Source organism: Planococcus circulans (assembly GCF_020023385.1).
Classification (GTDB): Bacteria; Bacillota; Bacilli; order Bacillales_A; family Planococcaceae; genus Planococcus.
On sequence record NZ_JAIQCL010000004.1, the window covers coordinates 90,564 to 107,713 of the forward strand.

The following is a 17,150-nucleotide window of genomic DNA, read 5'->3' on the forward strand; positions in this document are numbered from 1 at the left end:
CTACCTCTATTATATCGAATGGGAGGCAGTCACTGCATGGATAAGCGGTTCGATTTCCTGAATTCTGTCGTCGTTGAAAGCTTCGACGATCGCACTTCCCACAATAAATCCATCCACATCATCCCGCAGCATCTCGACGTGGCTGCTCTTCGAAATTCCGAAGCCGGCATAAACCGGAACCGGGCTTTTCTCCCGGACTTTGCGCATGAACGCTTTGACTTCTTCCGACATTTCATCACGTGAACCGGTTATGCCTTTGACGGTTACAGCGTAAACGAAGCCTTCCGCTTCGCTTAAAATATCGTTCAGCCGGGCGTCAGTCGTCGTCAACGTCACCAACTGGATCAACTTGATGCCTTCCTTATCGACATAAGGCTGTACAAGCTGCTTGTGTTCAAAAGGAAGATCCGGGATGATGACGCCTGAAACGCCAGCTTTGCCGCATTCAGTAGCAAAACGTTCCACACCGAATTTCAGCACCGGATTCAAATACGTCATCACCAGCAAAGGAATCTCAACCTGAAAAGTCCAACTCTGCAGTTCTTCCAATACTTTCTGAAGAGTGACGCCCTGCTTCAACGCACGGTTGCCCGCTGCTTCGATTGTCGGGCCATCCGCCACCGGATCCGAAAAAGGGATACCGATTTCAATGGCCGTTACACCCGCTGTCTGCAGGTACTGCACTTGTTCTTTCAAGCGGTCAAGACCGCCGTCTCCCGCCATGATGTAAGCGACAAACGCTTTGTTTCCTGTACTTTTCAGTTGCTCCAGTCGATTCATGACAGTCCCTCCAGTTTCTCGGCATATGTTGCCATGTCTTTATCGCCACGGCCTGACACGCAAATGACCAAAATCTGATCGGCAGTCATCGTTTTTGCCTGCTTTTCAGCTTCCGCAATGGCATGAGCGGACTCCAGTGCCGGAATGATCCCTTCAAGACGGGACATGCTGATGACCGCAGCCAAGGCTTCCTCGTCCGTAATCGACCGGTATTCAACGCGGCCGATATCCGCCAAATAGGCATGCTCCGGCCCAATCCCCGGATAATCAAGGCCTGCAGAAATCGAATGCGCTTCCTGCACCTGACCTGCATCGTCCTGCAATAATTTCATCAACGCCCCATGAAGGACACCTTCAGTTCCCTTGGTTAAGGTTGCAGCATGCTTGTCCGTATCGACACCTTCACCGGCTGCTTCAACACCGATCAACTGAACATCTTTGTCTTTAATAAATGGATAGAACATGCCGATGGCGTTGCTGCCGCCGCCCACACATGCCAATATGGCATCAGGCAAGCGACCTTCTTTATCAAGAATCTGGCGTTTCGTTTCTTCCCCGATGACGCTTTGGAAATCGCGGACCATCGTCGGGAATGGATGCGGTCCTAAAGCCGAGCCGATCAGGTAATGCGTATCTTCCACATTGGACACCCAGTAGCGCAGTGCTTCATTGACGGCATCTTTTAACGTTGCACTGCCTTTGGTGACACTTTCCACACGCGCCCCGAGAAGCTTCATGCGGAAAACGTTCAATTGCTGGCGTTTAATGTCTTCTTCGCCCATGAAAATAACACATTCCAAATCGAAAAGCGCACAGATTGTCGCTGTCGCAACCCCATGCTGTCCCGCTCCGGTTTCCGCTACGATTTTACGTTTGCCCATACGCATGGCAAGCAGCGCCTGGCCGATCGCATTATTCACTTTATGGGCACCGGTATGATTCAAGTCTTCCCGTTTTAAATAGATTTTCGGACCGCCCAATGCTTCCGTCATCCGTTTTGCGAATGTCAGCGGCTGTTCACGCCCTACATATTCGGATAAATAATGATGATATTCTTTATGGAATTCAGGATCTTCTTTTACTGCCTCATAGGCATCTTCCAATTCTTTGACGGCTTTCATCAAGGTTTCCGGCACAAATTGTCCACCGTACTTGCCGAAAAATCCTGTTTTCTCTATTGTCTGTTCCATGGAATCATCCTTTACCTGTTTTATGAACTCCTGTATTTTCGCTGTATCTTTACGTCCATCCGTTTCAACTCCGCTGGAAACGTCTACCATATAAGGAGCAGTCTGACCGATTGCCGCATGGACATTTCCAGGATTCAAGCCGCCCGCCACAATCAGACGGGATGGATCGATATCGGCTCCATCGAGTAAAGACCAATCGAATACATTGCCGCTGCCCCCGCGGTATTCAGTACCCGGGGCATCCACTAATATGTAATCAGCCTGCGACTTCTTCAATTTCCCTACATCTTCTTTCGTGCGGATTGAAAAAGCTTGGATTACGGGAACTTGGATTGCCTGCACCAGTTCGTCCGGCTCATCCCCATGCAGCTGAACCATCGTTAATGGAACGCCCGCGATAGTGTCTTCAATTTCCTTCAAGGAAGCATTGACAAAAACGCCGATTTTATCTGTATCTGCGGGAATGTGTTTAGCCAACTCAGCTGCCTGCTCAATCGTCACCTGACGCTTGCTCGGAGCAAAGACAAATCCAATGGCATCTGCCCGCTTCGCCGCTTTGACATGTTGTTCTTCCTTCAAACCACAGATCTTCACTTTGGTCATTGGATTGCCTCCTCACTCGTCGCCTGTCGAATCCAGCTCCCCGGATCTTCTGAGCGCATTAACGCTTCCCCCACTAAAATACCGGAAGCTCCGTTTGCATAAGCGAATTTCGCATCTTCCTTTGTATGCATTCCACTTTCGCTGATGAGCACCCGCTCGCCATCAAATGGAAATTTCTCAGCCAATTGCGCGGTTCGTTCAATCGATACATCGAAGGTCTTCAAATCCCGATTATTGACGCCGATCAGTTTTGCATCCAATTGGAGTGCCGCCTGCAATTCCTCTTCGTCGTGGACTTCCACCAAAACTTCCAGCCCTTTAGAAAGGGCATACTGATAAAGGCTCTCCAGCTGCTGTTTTTCAAGTGCTGCGACAATCAACAGAATGATGGTGCCGCCTGCATTTTGCGCACGGTCAATCTGAATTTCACTGACCATGAAATCTTTACATAGCACTGGAATTGAAACAGCTTGCGCCACTTTCCGCAGGTCGTCGATCGATCCCTTAAAATAGGTTTCATCCGTCAGCACCGAAATTGCGGCAGCTCCCGCTTCTTCATACTTTTTGGCTTGCCCCACAATATCCACTTCGGTCTGGATATCACCTTTCGACGGAGACGCCCGCTTAATCTCTGAAATGACACCATTCTTTTCCTGCAGATGTGGAAGCAGCTTTGATTTTTCAGGAAAAGCGTTATTTTCGGGCTGTACCGGTTTATAGGTTTTTATTTCTTCATATTTTGTCGCAATGATTTTATCCAATATCGTCATGCAAATACCCCCGCTGCTAACCGGTGCAAGTCAAAGACGCGCGCGGTTTCGCCAGATTTGAGTGATGCTTTCGCCTGCTGCACCCCTTCTTTCACTGTTTTCGCTTTGCCGCTGATATACAATACAGTACCTGCGTTCAAAGCAATCGTGTCCAGATAAGGGCTGTCGGCTCCAGATAATACATCCATAAAAATTTCTGCATTGCGTTCAGGGTCTCCTCCACGAATCGCTTCGATTGGGGCGACCTCTAAACCGACTTCGTTCGGGTGAATGGTCATTTCCCGCTTGCCCAGTTCATCAAAAACGATCAGTTCATTGGTGCCGGCAAGCGATAATTCGTCTAATCCGCCTGCTCCGTGGACCAAAGCTCCTTTTTTCCGACCCAGCCGGATCAAGGCATCTGCCATCGGCTCCAGCATGTCACGGCGGTAAACCCCGGTCATCTGAACCGTAATCGGAAGAGGATTCGCCAAAGGTCCAACTAAATTGAAGATCGTCGGCGTACCGATGTCTTTACGAATCTGGCGCAGGCCCCCAAGTGCAGGATGGATGGCTGGTGCAAAGAGTAGCGCAATTCCCGTCTGGTCCAGCATTGTCGGAATCGCTGCAACGTCCGTTTCCGTTGAAATACCCAGTGCTTCCAAAACATCTGAACTACCAGTTTTGCTGGAAACACTGCGGTTGCCGTGCTTTGCAACCGTTAAGCCGCAGCCTGCCAGCACAAAAGCCGTCAATGTGCTGATGTTGAAGCTGTATGAACGATCCCCGCCGGTTCCGCAAACATCGACCAGTTCCCCTTCCACTGCTGGAAGTTTCACGGCTTTTTCACGCATCGCCTTGACCAGCCCCACCAGTTCATCTGTGGTCTCGCCTTTTTCATGCAATCCGGATAAAAAGTTTTTTACCTGTTGTTCATCTATTGTGCCGTTCAAAATCTCCAATGATCTTTCATACATCGTTTGTTCGTTCATATTCTCTACTCTGCTCATCTCAATCTCTCCTCGTCTCGTTTTTGAATACAAAAATCCCCGCAACCAGATAGTTATCTGATTGCGGGGACGGGTTGAAACCGCGGTACCACCACGCATTAATGCAATGAATTTCTGCACTCACTTAAACAGGCTCTTCGCCTTTCCCTTTAACGCAGGGCTTACGTCTCCCTTACTCGCTTCCGCTTTCAGGCCAGCTCTCCTAAGTCCATTCGCGCAGTTCATCCAATCAGCTTGCACCAGCCGCTGACTCTCTAAATGGAGCTCCCTGCCTACTCGTCTCAATCCTCGATTTATACACTCTTCTATTCTCGTCTTCACTGGGCTCTTCTCTCAAAAGGACTTGCTTCTCGTACAACAAGTTGACCCTTATCTTAAAAGGTTTTGTTTATTCTGTCAAGTAAAAGAAAAGCGGAAGTAGCCGTCTAGCCTCGACAAGCGCTGGAAGTCCTGCTGGTAATGGCGCTCTTTGCCATTGCTGGCAGGACTGAAGCGACTCGAGAGGCTGGCTGCTGGAGCTGGACAAAGAAAAGCGGGAATGGCCATGTAGGTCCGACGGCATAAGACAGACCGGCAAAGCGACATCTTTTCAGTCGCAAAGCCGGGTTGGCTTATGACCCTAGGACCTGGCCGTTGGAGTCTGGACAATAAGAAAAGCGGAGGCGCCCATGTAGATTCGACGGTCATAAGACGAACCAGCAGAGTGGCGCTCTATACCACGCCGCTGGGTCGGCTTAAGAAAAGCAGAAGCAGCCATCTAGCCTCGACAATGAAAAAAACGCAAACAGCCAGAGTCTCCCCGCCGCTTGCGCTCCGTTAAATAATAATCACTGATAGTAACCATCCAATTCTTTTCGCAAAGCCGCTTTCAGGAATTTCCCGACCGAGGTCTTCGGCACTTCTTTCAAAAAGACCACATCGTCCGGCACCCACCATTTGGCAAATTGACTTTCCAGATAAGTCAGCAATTCGGATTTCGTCGCCTCGTCTTCCGTATAGCCTTCTTTCAGGACCACACAGGCGAGCGGCCGCTCCATCCACTTTTCATGTGGAATTGCGACAACTGCCGCTTCAAAAACCGCATCATGGGTCATCAATGAATTTTCCAGGTCGACGGATGAAATCCATTCGCCGCCACTCTTAATCAGGTCTTTCGTCCGATCTGTCAGTTTAATGTAGCCATCCGGTTCGATGACGGCGATGTCGCCCGTATAAAGCCAGCCGTCCCTAAAGGCATCTGCGGTCCGTTCGTCTTTATAATATTCATCGGCGATCCATGCACCTTTAACATTCAGTTCACCCATCGTTTCGCCATCCCATGGGGCTTCGCCGTTTTCATTGACGATCCGCACTTCCAATCCCGGCATCGGCAAGCCCGCCATAGACCGGCGCTCAATGCGCTCATCCATCGTCATATCAGCCATCGCCGAAGTAGTGATGGCCAAACTGACAAGCGGAGCCGTTTCTGTCATCCCGTAGCCAGTCACAAACGGCACATGATATTTTTCTTCAAACGCCCGGATCAAGCCCTTCGGTGAAGCCGATCCACCACAGATGATCATTCGAAGGGTTTCGATATTGCGCGGGTTCGCTTCCAATTCTTTCAGTACGCCCATCCAAATGGTCGGAACGCCAGCAGTCAGTGTAACTTTTTCTGATTCAATCAAATCCAGCAGCATGCCTGGAGCAAAGCCCGGCCCCGGCAGCACTTGCGTAGTGCCGAACAAGACGCAGGCAAATGGCAAGCCCCATGCGTTGGCATGAAACATTGGAACAATCGACAAAGCAATGTCACGTTCCGACAAGCCCATGGCATCGGCCATGCCCAGCGCATAGCTGTGGAGCACCAGGCCGCGGTGTGTATAGACGACACCTTTCGGGTTGCCGGTTGTCGCCGATGTGTAGCACATGCCGGCCGGCGTGTTTTCGTCCAGATCTTCCGGAAATTCAAAACTGCCATCTTCAGCAACCAGCAGTTCTTCATAGGAGTAAACATTTTCAAGCGTGGTTTCGGGTAAATCCGTTCCATCTTTCATGATGACGAAATGCTTGACCGATTTCAGCATGGGCGCGAGTTTTTCGATTAGCGGGAACAAATCGTGATCAACCAACAGAATTTCATCTTCGGCATGATTGATGACATAGGCGATATGTTCCGGAGACAGGCGGATATTGATCATGTGCAGAATGGCACCGGCACCCGGCACACCAAAATACAGTTCCAGGTGGCGATGATGATTCCAGGCAAAACTTCCGACTTTCGTTCCCCGCTCCATACCGATTTTCGTCAAAGCAGCAGCCAATTTGCGGGTTCTTACCGCAAACTCTTTATAGGGAATGCGGTGGACCATGTTTTCACCAGTCCGCGAAATGATCAATTTTTCAGGAAAATAACGCTCTGCTCTTTTTACAAAAGAAGATAATAATAACGGCGATTCCATCATGTGACATCCGACTCCTTTTTCGCTCTATTTTTTTCAATGAAAAACGGGTGCTCGTGCCGTTCATACGCTTTTAAGACAGGCGCCAGGCAGGCATCCACCTGCAAGGAAATTTGGTACCACTCCTGCCAATCCTTCGAGTAGAAAAAATCAGCGACTTGCTGATGCTCCGGACCCCCCACCGACTTTTCTCCCCATTCCAGCCACTGGGGCTGTCCGGCAAATTCACAAAACGCCCGCCAAAATTTCTCTTCCAGCGCTCCTAAAGTCATATAACGTCCGTCTTTTGTTTCATAGATGGCGTAGCTGATCCGCGCGCCCCCGATTTCCGGGACCCCTCTTTCCGACACACCCGCCGCATGGTAGACATCATGATTTCCGAGAAATTCCGCCATCACTTCAACCAGAGCAATATCCAGGTATTCCCCTTGCCCCGTACGGAATTTTTTAAATAAAGCGGCTATCAGCTGTTCAGATGCCAACAGTCCACCCGTAAAATCAGCAAATGTATTTGTCGGATGGACCGGCCGGCCCGATGCATCCCTCAATTGGTCCAAAGCACCCGACAAAGCCATATAGTTCAAATCATGGCTTCCCAATCCAGCCATTTCACCCCTTTGTCCATAACCCGACAGGGAACAATAAACCAGGTCCGGCTTTACCTGCTTCAAGCTGTCATAATCCAACCCTAACTTTTTCATGACACCGGGCCGGAATGTTTCTATAAGTGCATCAGCACTCTTCACCAATTCCAGCATTTCCAGGTGGCCTTCAGGTGATTTCAAGTCGATATGGACAATTTTTTTACTCCGGTTATTCGCCTCGTGGACATGCCCTCCGCTCATATAGCGCGCCGGATCGCCGGCCGGCGGTTCAACTTTGATGACTTCCGCACCCAGTTCAGCAAGCCGCATGCCCGCATACGGTCCCGGCACGTAATAAGTGACATCCAATATGCGCACGCCTTTCAACGCATCTTTCATCTATAGGCCCATCCGCTTGGCAATGATGGTCTTCATGATTTCGTTGGAACCGGCGTAAATCGCTGCCACTGGAATATCGCGGTACCGGCGTGCAATTTTATATTCTTCCATATAGCCGTACCCTCCGTGCAATTGCATGCATTCACCGGAAATCTTTTTGGCCGTATCGGTCAACCAAAACTTCGCCATCGACACTTTGGACACAATGTCTTTTCCAGCCATATGGTCTTCAATGAGCGATTCCAAAAATGAATGGCCCAATTCGATTTCCGTCGCCATCTCCACCAATTTAAATTGGGAATTCTGGAACGAACCGATCGGCTTGCCAAAAGCCTTTCTTGACTTCACATATTCCAAGGTCATTTCCAGCATATCCTCTGAAGCCACTTGTGCAGCCATTGCGACCACCAGGCGTTCCTGCTGCAGTTTTTCCATCAAATAAGTAAAGCCTTTGTTTTCTTCGCCGATTAAATTGGCGGCTGGGACAACGCAATCCTCGAAGTACAATTCCGAAGTATCTTGTGCATGAAGGCCAACTTTATCGAGCTTGCGCCCTTTCTCAAAGCCCGGCGTTCCTTCTTCCACCATCAATAAGGAAATCCCCCGGTGCTTCGGTTCCGCTTTCGGGTCGGTTTTTACCACCACCAGCACCAATGTTGAATTGATGCCGTTGGTGATGAAGGTCTTCTGGCCATTGACTATGTAATTATCGCCATTCCGAACGGCAGTGGTTGATATATTGGCAAGGTCAGACCCTGCTCCCGGCTCTGTCATAGCGATCGCTGTAATATGATCGCCAGAAACGCAGCCTGGCAGCCAGCGCTGTTTCTGCTCTTCGTTTCCGTAGGCTTCAATATAAGGTACGGTAATGTCATTATGCAGACCCACCCCTGTCAAACTGGCACCGACACGTTCCATTTCTTCCCCAATAACAACTGCGTATCGGAAATCAAGACCGAGACCGCCGTATTGTTCTTCAACTTGAGGGCTTAAAAAACCCATATCCCCAAGTTTTTTCCAGAATGATTTCGGAATGAGGCGATCTTTTTCCCATTGGTCATAATTCGGTACTGCTTCCTTCTCCAAAAACTTCCGTAACGATTTACGGAACATCACCTGTTCTTCTTCTTCAAAACGATATTTCCCCATCCTCTTCGTCCCCCTTATTTCGGCTGCATGCGGATTGCTCCGTCAAGTCGGATCGTTTCCCCATTCAACATCGGATTTGCCGTTATACTTTCCACTAATTGCGCATATTCAGCAGGCTTCCCGAGACGCGCCGGAAATGGTACAGCTGCCGACAATGAAGCAATGGCTGCATCCGGCAGCCCTTCCACCATCGGCGTCTCCATTAATCCAGGTGCAATTGCCATGATGCGGATTCCGTCTCTTGCCAGTTCCCGCGCTATCGGCAGCGTCATCGATACCACCCCGCCTTTTGATGCACTATAGGCCGCCTGCCCAATTTGCCCTTCATATGCGGCTACTGATGCTGTTGAAATAATGACTCCGCGCTCCCCTTCTTCATTCGGTTCATTTTTCTGCATAGCTGCCGCGGCAACCCGGATTACATTGAAACTGCCGATCAAGTTCACTTTGATGACTTTTTCGAATTGATCCAATGCTATCGGTGTGCCTTTGGATAACACTTTCCCCGGTGTACCAATCCCTGCGCAATTGACGACCAAATCAATGCTGCCGAACTGTTCGAGTGTTTCGCTTATATTCTGTTCAACCTGCGCCGCGTTCGTCACATCGGTTTCTTTGTAGATGACCGATTCTTCCCCCAGTTCCTCAATCAACTTTTTCGCGCGTTCCGCATTCAAATCAAAAATAGCAGCTTTTCCGCCACTTTCTGCAATGCGGCGCACCGTCGCTTCCCCAAGCCCGGAAGCTCCCCCCGTAATTACTGCACTAACCTTTGAAAATTCCATTGTCATCCCCCTTAGTTTTCAAAAAATCTATAGTTTCTCAATGATTGTGGCATTTGCCATTCCCATGCCTTCACAAATTGCCAGCAGACCATAACGCCCATTCGTTCGCTCCAGTTCATGCAGCAGCGATACCAGTAATTTGGTTCCAGTTGCCCCAAGCGGGTGGCCAAGCGCAATCGCGCCACCGTTGACATTCAATTTTTCAGGGTCTCCACCGATATCATTCAGCCAAGCAAGCGGAACTGGCGCAAACGCTTCATTGACTTCATAACGATCCATATCGCCAATTTCGAGCCCTGCTTTTTTAAGGACTTTCTTCGTTGCCGCAATCGGCCCCGTCAACATCAAAGTTGGATCGGAACCGACCACAACACGCGCCAATATCCGGGCTTTCGGCTTTAAGCCAAGTTCACGCGCTTTCTCTGCTGACATCAATAGAACCGCAGAAGCACCATCACTCATTTGGCTGGCGTTGCCTGCAGTAATTACGCCATTCTCATCAAAGGCCGTTTTTAACCCTCCGAGAACTTCCTGGGTCGTTCCAGGACGCGGCCCTTCATCAACTGCAACGGTTTGTTTTTCCCCGTCTGGCCCCTGTGTTTCAATCGGCACAATTTCACGCTCGTAATGTCCTTCACGAATGGCCTTTTGCGCCCGTTCATGGCTTTGCACTGCATAAGCATCAAGCTGATCTCGGGTGAATCCCCATTTTTCAGCAATTCGTTCTGCCGACAATCCCTGATGGATGATTTCATATTGATCGGTCAACTTTTCGCTTAGCTCCGACCCCTGCATATTGGAAAACATCGGTACGCGCGTCATGCTTTCCACTCCGCCCGCAATGACGATATCCATATCTCCCGCTAAAATCGCCTGCGCTCCGAAATGCACTGCCTGCTGGCTCGAGCCACATTGGCGATCGATAGTCACTCCAGGCACATAGTCTGGAAAACCGGCAATTAGCGCCGCAGTTCGCGCAATATTGCCGCCTTGTTCTCCCGCTTGGGAAACACAGCCTAGAATGATATCTTCTACTTCACTTTTTTCTACACCTGCACGCTTCACCAACTCTTCCAGCACTAAAGCTGCCAATTCATCCGGACGTTGATTGGCAAACTGTCCTTTTCTCCGCCCTACCGGCGAACGCACCCCTTCTACAATGACAACTTCTCTCATACTCTTCACCCCATCACAATTATTGAAATCGCTTTCATTTAGCAGAATTGAATGACTATTCACTCATTAAATCTATTGTACAAGAACCTTTTCCCAAATGCTACAAGAAAAGCGGAAGCACCCGTGTAGTCCCGACAAGAGCTGGAAGGCTTACCGGTGATGGCGGTCTTTGCCATCGCGGATAAGCCTGAAGCGACTCGAGGGGCTGGGTGCTGGAGTCTGGACAATAAGAAAAGCGCAGGCAGCCGTTTAGCTCTGCCGGGCATAAGGCAGACCAGTAGTGTGGCGTTCTTTGCCTGATAACTCTCGTTGGAAAACAAAAAAATCCACTGCCTAAGCAGCGGATTTTTCATTTACTCTTCGATCAATCCTTTTTCAATCAGGAACTCACGGGCGACATCACTCGCAGCCTCTTGGTCTACATCAATGCGTGAATTCATGGCCAGCATCTCTTCTTCACTGATTTGCCCAGCCAGTCCGCCTAATACTTCTTCAAGTTCCGGGTACTCTTCAAGTGTTTCCATCCGCACAACAGGAACTGCATCGTATTTCGGGAAAAACGACAGGTCATCTTCTGTTGTTTCAAGATCGAATAATTCGATTCGGCTATCTGTTGTGAAAGCTGGAATGACATCTACCTCTCCACTTTGGACAGCCTCATACATGATGGCCGGATCAAAACTTTCCGTTGCAGAAAACTCAAATGGATAGATCGCGACCAAGTCGTCGTAACCATCTCCCTGACGTTCATAGAACGGATGGGGTGCACCGAAACGCATGCCTTCCGATTGTGAGATCTCCGCTAAATCCGAATAGGTTTCAGCCTCATAGCCACTGTCTTTTGAATAAGCTAAAGTATAGCCGTTTTCAAAACCCAGCGGTTCAAGCCAGGTTGCCCCCAGTTCTTCTTCATAGCCAGCTCTGACAATCTCCAACACTTCTTCTGAAGATTGGCCAGGCACTGATTCTTCCTTCAGAACGTCCTTCAACCCCGTACCCGTATATTCTACGTACATATCGATATCTCCCTGTTCCAAGGCAGGCGTTAAAATTGATACTTCACCGAGACCATCTTCGTACTCTACGGTGTATTCCGAGTTCGCTTCAATATACTGCCCAAGAATATGAGGTAGAATATATTGTTCTGTCCATGGCTTACCGCCGATCACAAGTGGATCCGATGCATCTCCACCTGATCCGCAACCCGCAATCACTGTGGTTCCAGCCAATAAAATACCAAATGCTATTTTTTTCATGCTCATTTCCTCCTATGTTTTTAAGCCTTTTGGCGTTGCTCTCTTTTCGATCCACTTCAATATCTGGTCAAACCCGATGGCAAGCAGCGCAACTGGAAGGGCTCCTGCAAGAACCAACGCGTTATTATACGATTGCAGGCCGCGGTAGATGATATCCCCCAAACCGCCAGCCCCGACGAATGTCGCAAGTGTAGCGATCCCGACAGTCAGGACGGTCGCCGTTCGTATCCCCGCCATGATAAAGGGCAATGCGAGCGGTAATTCGATCTGCCGCAATATCTGTGTCCGGGTCATGCCCATCCCCCGCCCCGCTTCAATCGTGGAACCGTCGACACCTACAATTCCGGCATAGGTATTCCGCAGAATCGGGAGCAAGGCATAGATGATGAGTGCAATTAAAGCCGTTGGTGAACCGATTCCCAATATAGGAACCAAAAAGCCGAACAGCGCAAGACTTGGGATGGTTTGGAAAACAGCCGTCACACCAATAATCGGTTCAGCGTATCGCCGGTAGCGTGTGATGACAATTCCAAGCGGCAGTGCAATCGCAATGCCGATTGCAACCGCTACGAATGATAGATAAATATGTTCCAGAAGCGCGCTGATGATCATATCCTGCCGATTGATGAGTGTATCGAAAAAATTCCTCATACCAATACCCCCGATTCCTTAACAAGAGCAGCCTTCAATAAATCACGGTCATTGGCATAAGCCACGACCTTTTCATCTTCGATGATTGCCAAATAGTCCTGATTGCTGTTATCCAGTTGAGTGAAAGCCGCTTCAATTGTGGAGTCAGCAGAAATATTCTCGGCATCGCCTGCCCAGTCCCTTGTAAATAGATTCAGAAACTCCATCAATCTCTTTTCCCCGAATGTCCGCTTCTGATTGATGCGTTCTACACCGATAAAATTACGGACAAACTCATTTGCGGGATCGTCGATCAATTGCTGGGGCGTTCCTGTCTGTTCGACTTGGCCGTCACGCATTACGATGATGGAATCTGCGATTTTCAGTGCTTCATCCATGTCATGTGTAACGAAAACAATGGTTTTGTTGATGGTTTGTTGAAGATTTCGGAGTTCGTCCTGCAATTGTTCCCGGCTGATGGGATCAAGTGCTGAAAACGGTTCATCCATTAAGACGATGTTTGGGTCTCCAGCCAAAGCACGCACTACTCCTACGCGCTGCTGCTGTCCTCCACTCAACTCGAGGGGATAGCGGTCCATATAGATTTCGGGATCCAAGCCGACCAACTGGAGCAACTCGCGTACCCGCTCTTCTTTTTTAGCTTTTGGCCATTCCAGCAGTTTCGGAACCAGCGCCACATTGTCCGAGATGGTCATATGAGGAAACAGTCCAATACGCTGAATAACATAGCCGATTGAACGGCGCAGTTGAACTTCATCCATTCCATTAATGGGCTTTTCATCGATATAGATACTCCCATCAGTCGGTTTTTCCAGTTTATTGATCATTTTCATCAAAGTGGTTTTCCCGCAGCCGCTGGGGCCGATGATGGCAGTCAATTCATGAGTGGGAAGTACGAGTGAAATGTCTTTTAATGCTTCCGTTCCATCCGGAAAACGCTTTGTGACATTTTCAAATCGAATCATAGCCTCCGCTCCCTTCTGTTTCTTTCAGCCTAGCTTTTTTATACCCTCTGGCAACTCTTTATACTCCCTAAAATTTTCAGGTTCAAATTACTGTTCTTCAAAAACAAGGTGAACCGGATTGGCGATCTGCTCATAGCCGATTTCCTTGTAGATTTTATTGGCCGTGGTGTTATCAAGGTCCGTATAAAGCATGACAAAATCGTACTCCAACAACAGCTCATCTGTGACTTCAGCGACCAACGACCGTGCGTATCCCCTGCCCCGCTGACCCTTTGGAGTAAATACAAATGAGACCGTTATGCCTTTTTTTGAAGGACGTGATTTCTTCATGCAGGAGACGGCCACTCCATCGACTTCCCACACATAGACTTCTTTCCTTTCCAGAAAGTCAGCAATCCGACGCGTAGCTTCCGCTTGAGTAGAATGACGGCCTATTCCCGTTTCCTGTTCGAAAAGCCGGTACCATTCCTCCAAAATTTCCGCATCTTTTTTACTGGCGACCCGCCATGTCCCTTCACTTTTCTGGAGTCCTTTAGTGACCGCATCAATCCGGTACAGGCCTTGGTTCATCAACACCTTTATCTGCTCTCCCGTATGGCGGGTCCACGCTTCCGCAAAGAGACGGGACGTTTCCTGTTCCCCGACAATCCCACTGACTTCAACCCCAAGATTCTGCAAGTGGCCGGCTATCTCTTGTTCAATTTCAGGGAAATGCCGAAAAACAACCAATTGCAAGGCATGCGGGGGCGTCATCAGGCAAGCCGCTACAATTTCGCCTTCCTTTTTTGCGAGCGCCAGGAAATAATCTTCGTATTGATTTGCTTGAATTTGTCCAAGCACGCCCAAGAACAAACTATGAATGTCTTCGTTCCGGTACAGCAGCGGTGACACTTTTTCCGAAAAAACTGCTGAATCCGAATAGATAAGCAATTCCATTTCCCCACGTCCATTTCTGTTGTAATTCCTATTCATAAGGTATTAGCTATATTATGGAAAATCTCCTGCATATATCCGCTATTTCTTTATTTAAAAAACAACGTACTCCGAAAGTGTATCGGCTACGTTGTTTTTAAGCTGTGCTATTCCAATTCCATCTGTTTTGTTTCAGTTCCAAGAAATGCGACGGCCATCGCTCCGATGAGGATGGAGACACAGAAAATCCCGAAAATTATATTGATGCCGATTCCAGCTGTCAGCATCGAACCGACCAATAGCGGTCCGAGCACTCCGCCAACCCGTCCAAAAGATGCAGCCATGCCTGTACCGGTACCTCGGATGACTGTTGGGTACTGTTCCGGGGAATACGCATACAACGCCCCCCAAGCTCCCAGGTTGAAAAAGGACAGGAAAGCCCCCGCAACGATCAATAAGGTGATCGTATCCGCATTACCGAACGCCAAGGCACTGGCAGCTGTTCCGATTAAATACGTAACCAACACGAATTTCCGCCCCACACGCTCGATAAGCCAAGCAGCTGAAAAGTAGCCGGGCAATTGAGCCAGGGTCATGATCAAGACATATTGGAAGCTTTGAATGAGCGTAAACCCTTTAAGCACCATTACACTCGGCAGCCACAGGAACATTCCATAATACGAAAAGACGACTGTAAACCAGACGATCCACAACATTAAAGTAGGGCGCCTGTATTTTTTGGACCAGACGTCTTTAATATTGGTGGAAATCGACCGCAATACATCCTTTTTAGCGGAAAACTGGGGTGAATCCGGCAAATTGATGCGCAGGTAAAGTGCATAAAGCGCCGGCAACGCCGTCAGCAGCAGCGCAATACGCCAGCCGAAAGACGGAATGATGAAGTATGAAATAACTGCCGCAACCAGCCAGCCAGCTGCCCAAAAACTTTCCAGCAGGACGACGACACGCCCGCGCTCTCTTGCTGGCACACTTTCTGATACCAGCGTAGAAGCCACCGGCAGTTCTCCGCCCAGTCCCATTCCGACAAAAAACCGCAGAATCATAAACGCTGCGAGCGTCGTAGTAAAGGCGGAAAGTCCGCTCGCTATGGAAAACAGCAGTAAAGTAATGATGAATATCTTCTTCCTGCCAACGCGGTCTGCATAGATGCCGAAGACGAACGCCCCAACCGCCATCCCGATTGAATTGACGCTGCCAATCCAACCCATTTGACTGGAGGTCAGTCCCCAGTCCTCGTGCAATGCTGCAATTACGAAAGATAGAATCCCGACATCCATCGCATCAAAGAGCCAGCCCAATCCGGCGACCCATAGTAGTTTGTTTCTTGAAATAGAACCTGAATTTTTCTCAGCTACAGTCGACATTGCCATTCTCCTTGTCTTTACACATGTACAGTGGTGTCTTTACACAACTATACGCTGAAGGCCGTTTGGTGACAAGCCGCGAATGAAAATCTGTTTTTTCCAAAAATTCAAGGTCAGATGGCACGAAGCAATCAAATCATCCCTGCAGTTTAACTGGAAGAATTATTTGTCGACGATATAATCGCTGCGTTCATGCTGACCATCATCGCAGCTTGTTGGGCTTGCATCAAGGTCTCCAACGAGGTCGAAAAAGTCATCGCAGCTATGTCCTGGGCATCGATACTGTCAGTCATCGCCTGTTGGACAGCCGTAGAAAAAGCCATATCCTTATACCATCGGAAAATTTTATGTTTTTCCAACTCACGTGTATTTGATGCAATCCCACTTAGCGCTTCACCGTCCACTCGCGTTACCGCTAAAAAACCAAGAATGGGGTATTGGGCAGTACGGATTTTTATTTTTTCCTCTTTGAAGAATTGATGGATTGCTAAAACCCGCCCCACCATTTCCGGATCATAGGTCGGGGAATCGAAAGTCATGATTTGAGATAGCCATTGAAGATCGTTGCCCATCGTGAAGCCCTGTTCGCGAAGGTCGCGGTAATACATATTCATGGTTGTTGCCCGTTCTTCAAGATCCCCTTCCCTGCTCGCCAATAAAGCTGCATAAGGAATGTCTTCGTTTGATGTCAGAAACTTATGATGCTTCTTCATCTCTTCGTATAATTTTCTTGTCCGTTCCGCTTCTTCCGGCTGCTTCATCAACAGCGCTGCCAGATACGTGTAGGAAGTTTTCCAAAATCCAGCGTTGTTAAGCTCTTTCTGATTTTGGTTGACCAACTTCAACGAATTTCCCACATCTTCTTCTTTGATCACCATGAAAGCTGCCGCGATATGGAGCAAGTGTGAGCGGAGAGGCGAAGTCCAGCCCTCATTCTTTTTGATGGTTTCGACCGCTCCCTCGTGTGCCTTGCCGTCAAAAATTCGGTCGCGGGATAAGTAAACATTTGTGACAGCCAATACAATCCGCTTGTCTACTGCCCAGCCGGCTATTTTCGATACCTCCGAGAAAGTCTGTTCAATGCGTTTGATGTCCATAGAAAAAGCCTCCTTTCT

15 protein-coding genes and 1 other annotated feature are annotated in these 17,150 nt (G+C 48.9%); all 15 genes read right to left on the bottom strand.

The genetic code is table 11. The features are described 5' to 3' along the window. Positions 1–9: 9 nt before the first annotated feature. Positions 10–780 carry a tryptophan synthase subunit alpha gene (trpA, locus tag K8U60_RS08465; RefSeq protein WP_223637037.1) on the bottom strand — a complete coding sequence of 257 codons (771 nt, stop codon included), beginning with the start codon at positions 778–780 and terminating at the stop codon, positions 10–12. Beyond that, positions 777–2,573 carry a tryptophan synthase subunit beta gene (gene trpB, locus K8U60_RS08470; protein ID WP_317851919.1) on the bottom strand — a complete coding sequence of 599 codons (1,797 nt, stop codon included), beginning with the start codon at positions 2,571–2,573 and terminating at the stop codon, positions 777–779. The genes trpA and trpB overlap by 4 nt, the downstream gene beginning before the upstream one ends. Next, entirely contained in the window at positions 2,570–3,343 is a 774-nt protein-coding gene (trpC, locus tag K8U60_RS08480) for an indole-3-glycerol phosphate synthase TrpC (RefSeq protein ID WP_223637039.1), read from the bottom strand. Before trpC ends, trpB begins: the two co-directional genes overlap by 4 nt. Next, positions 3,340–4,332: an anthranilate phosphoribosyltransferase gene (gene trpD / locus K8U60_RS08485; protein ID WP_223637041.1), complete on the bottom strand. Its 993-nt coding sequence runs from the start codon at positions 4,330–4,332 to the stop codon at positions 3,340–3,342. Before trpD ends, trpC begins: the two co-directional genes overlap by 4 nt. A 62-nt stretch (positions 4,333–4,394) precedes the next feature. Next, positions 4,395–4,630: a binding site (T-box leader), on the bottom strand. Positions 4,631–5,159: 529 nt separating this feature from the next. After that, positions 5,160–6,776, bottom strand: a complete 1,617-nt coding sequence (locus K8U60_RS08490; protein ID WP_223637043.1) for a long-chain fatty acid--CoA ligase — start codon at positions 6,774–6,776, stop codon at positions 5,160–5,162. Continuing rightward, positions 6,773–7,756, bottom strand: a complete 984-nt coding sequence (locus K8U60_RS08495) for a CaiB/BaiF CoA transferase family protein (RefSeq protein ID WP_223637045.1) — start codon at positions 7,754–7,756, stop codon at positions 6,773–6,775. The genes K8U60_RS08490 and K8U60_RS08495 overlap by 4 nt, the downstream gene beginning before the upstream one ends. Continuing rightward, positions 7,757–8,905: an acyl-CoA dehydrogenase family protein gene (locus K8U60_RS08500; RefSeq protein ID WP_223637047.1), complete on the bottom strand. Its 1,149-nt coding sequence runs from the start codon at positions 8,903–8,905 to the stop codon at positions 7,757–7,759. Between the two features lie 14 nt (positions 8,906–8,919). Further along, on the bottom strand, positions 8,920–9,690 hold the full coding sequence (locus K8U60_RS08505) for a 3-hydroxyacyl-CoA dehydrogenase (protein ID WP_223637050.1): 771 nt from the start codon (positions 9,688–9,690) through the stop codon (positions 8,920–8,922). A 27-nt stretch (positions 9,691–9,717) separates the two neighbouring features. Then, positions 9,718–10,866, bottom strand: a complete 1,149-nt coding sequence (locus tag K8U60_RS08510) for a thiolase family protein (protein ID WP_223637053.1) — start codon at positions 10,864–10,866, stop codon at positions 9,718–9,720. A gap of 353 nt (positions 10,867–11,219) precedes the next feature. Beyond that, positions 11,220–12,122 carry a glycine betaine ABC transporter substrate-binding protein gene (locus K8U60_RS08515; RefSeq protein WP_223637056.1) on the bottom strand — a complete coding sequence of 301 codons (903 nt, stop codon included), beginning with the start codon at positions 12,120–12,122 and terminating at the stop codon, positions 11,220–11,222. A gap of 12 nt (positions 12,123–12,134) precedes the next feature. Beyond that, a complete protein-coding gene (locus K8U60_RS08520; protein WP_223637059.1) occupies positions 12,135–12,773 on the bottom strand; it encodes an ABC transporter permease in 639 nt (212 codons plus the stop codon). Beyond that, the gene (locus tag K8U60_RS08525) at positions 12,770–13,738 is read right to left on the bottom strand and encodes an ABC transporter ATP-binding protein (RefSeq protein WP_223637062.1); all 969 of its coding nucleotides are present in this window, start codon (positions 13,736–13,738) and stop codon (positions 12,770–12,772) included. Before K8U60_RS08525 ends, K8U60_RS08520 begins: the two co-directional genes overlap by 4 nt. A gap of 87 nt (positions 13,739–13,825) precedes the next feature. Next, positions 13,826–14,674 (bottom strand): GNAT family N-acetyltransferase, encoded by an 849-nt coding sequence (locus K8U60_RS08530; RefSeq protein ID WP_223637065.1) that lies wholly within the window; start codon positions 14,672–14,674, stop codon positions 13,826–13,828. Positions 14,675–14,817: 143 nt separating this feature from the next. Beyond that, entirely contained in the window at positions 14,818–16,035 is a 1,218-nt protein-coding gene (locus K8U60_RS08535; protein WP_223637068.1) for an MFS transporter, read from the bottom strand. 149 nt (positions 16,036–16,184) lie between these two features. Next, complete coding sequence (locus K8U60_RS08540; RefSeq protein ID WP_223637071.1) at positions 16,185–17,132, bottom strand: DUF4003 family protein; 948 nt, start codon at positions 17,130–17,132, stop codon at positions 16,185–16,187. Positions 17,133–17,150 lie beyond the last annotated feature (18 nt).

Bases quoted from the DNA above. Each gene is read 5' to 3' on its own strand.
- trpD (WP_223637041.1), bottom strand. From the start codon at position 4,332: ATGAGCAGAGTAGAGAATATGAACGAACAAACGATGTATGAAAGATCA.
- K8U60_RS08495 (WP_223637045.1), bottom strand. From the start codon at position 7,756: ATGAAAGATGCGTTGAAAGGCGTGCGCATATTGGATGTCACTTATTAC.
- K8U60_RS08510 (WP_223637053.1), bottom strand. From the start codon at position 10,866: ATGAGAGAAGTTGTCATTGTAGAAGGGGTGCGTTCGCCGGTAGGGCGG.
- K8U60_RS08535 (WP_223637068.1), bottom strand. From the start codon at position 16,035: ATGTCGACTGTAGCTGAGAAAAATTCAGGTTCTATTTCAAGAAACAAA.
- K8U60_RS08525 (WP_223637062.1), bottom strand. From the start codon at position 13,738: ATGATTCGATTTGAAAATGTCACAAAGCGTTTTCCGGATGGAACGGAA.
- trpC (WP_223637039.1), bottom strand. From the start codon at position 3,343: ATGACGATATTGGATAAAATCATTGCGACAAAATATGAAGAAATAAAA.
- K8U60_RS08505 (WP_223637050.1), bottom strand. From the start codon at position 9,690: ATGGAATTTTCAAAGGTTAGTGCAGTAATTACGGGGGGAGCTTCCGGG.
- K8U60_RS08520 (WP_223637059.1), bottom strand. From the start codon at position 12,773: ATGAGGAATTTTTTCGATACACTCATCAATCGGCAGGATATGATCATC.
- K8U60_RS08530 (WP_223637065.1), bottom strand. From the start codon at position 14,674: ATGGAATTGCTTATCTATTCGGATTCAGCAGTTTTTTCGGAAAAAGTG.
- K8U60_RS08490 (WP_223637043.1), bottom strand. From the start codon at position 6,776: ATGATGGAATCGCCGTTATTATTATCTTCTTTTGTAAAAAGAGCAGAG.
- K8U60_RS08515 (WP_223637056.1), bottom strand. From the start codon at position 12,122: ATGAAAAAAATAGCATTTGGTATTTTATTGGCTGGAACCACAGTGATT.
- trpB (WP_317851919.1), bottom strand. From the start codon at position 2,573: ATGACCAAAGTGAAGATCTGTGGTTTGAAGGAAGAACAACATGTCAAA.
- trpA (WP_223637037.1), bottom strand. From the start codon at position 780: ATGAATCGACTGGAGCAACTGAAAAGTACAGGAAACAAAGCGTTTGTC.
- K8U60_RS08540 (WP_223637071.1), bottom strand. From the start codon at position 17,132: ATGGACATCAAACGCATTGAACAGACTTTCTCGGAGGTATCGAAAATA.
- K8U60_RS08500 (WP_223637047.1), bottom strand. From the start codon at position 8,905: ATGGGGAAATATCGTTTTGAAGAAGAAGAACAGGTGATGTTCCGTAAA.